Below are 1,041 nucleotides of genomic sequence, written 5' to 3'. Positions count from 1 at the left end.
GCTCCGCGAGTAGGACTCGAACCTACAACCAACTCCTTAACAGGGAGCTGCTCTACCATTGAGCTATCGCGGAATATAAGGACATTTTACACTATATTTGCTGATGTGCAAATGTTCAAACATATTTTAGCACAAATAACATTTTTTTCAACCTTGCTAAACAAGCTGTTTTTTAGTATTATCATCATAAATGTTCTTTTTACAAAAGAGAGGAGGTTTAAACCTTGAATCACCCGGCAAAGCTTACGTGCATCAGACACGGGCAATCAACCTTAAACTCCTGGCACGAACAACTGCACAACGAAAAATTGTATAGACAATTTCTTATAGAATACGATAAAAATCCGGATTCTCCGCGTGTACAATTTTTAGCGCAACGCTTTAAAGGAAAATATGGTTCGTTTATTGCAGACCACGAAAGTCGTTTGACATTTACCGGCAGAAAACAGCCAAGAGGAACTTCCTACGCCTTAAGAGCCACAAATGAACTACCTGATGTAATTTATGTTTCACCCTACAAACGTACACTTGAAACCTTGGAGCAAATGCAAAAAGTCTGGCCCGAGCTTAGAAATGTTCCGGTAATACGTGATCTTAAAATACGGGAACAGGAGATAGGGGAAATTGCCCTTTACGGCGATTTTAAAGTTTTCTTTGCGCTAAACCCCGAACAAAGAAAATTGCACAACCTACAGGATATTTACTATTACCGTTTTCCAAATGGAGAAAACGTACCCGATATTTTGCAAAGGCAGGAAATGTGGTTTCAAAACATTTGCAATAAACACGCAGGTGAAAACGTAATGATGATCTCTCACTTCATAACCATTCTTTCTCTTAGGGCTTTTATTGAAAATTGGGACGATAAAAGATTTTTAAATGAACATAGAACGATAGATAACATAAATTGCGCTGTAACTCAGTACAAAGATGTTTCAGGAAAATTTAAGCTTACAAGTTTTAATCAAAAGCTCTGGTAAAAACCTTCGCTATAAGTGAAGGTTTTTTTATATGTTAAAATAAGAGGTATAAGTATAAAAC

The 1,041-nt window shown here is 36.9% G+C and carries 1 protein-coding gene and 1 tRNA gene; one reads left to right on the top strand and one right to left on the bottom strand.

The annotated features are described in order from the left end of the window. Position 1: 1 nt before the first annotated feature. Positions 2-73: transfer RNA gene (locus tag WDZ40_01395), tRNA-Asn, on the bottom strand. A 151-nt stretch (positions 74-224) separates the two neighbouring features. On the opposite strand from WDZ40_01395, the gene WDZ40_01390 reads away from it, so the two are divergent. Next, on the top strand, positions 225-980 hold the full coding sequence (locus WDZ40_01390) for a histidine phosphatase family protein (GenBank protein ID MEX0877500.1): 756 nt from the start codon (positions 225-227) through the stop codon (positions 978-980). Positions 981-1,041 lie beyond the last annotated feature (61 nt).

Source organism: Candidatus Spechtbacterales bacterium (assembly GCA_040879145.1).
GTDB lineage: Bacteria > Patescibacteriota > Minisyncoccia > Spechtbacterales > 2-12-FULL-38-22 > JAWVZY01.
This window is presented reverse-complemented; position numbering and strand designations above follow the sequence as displayed.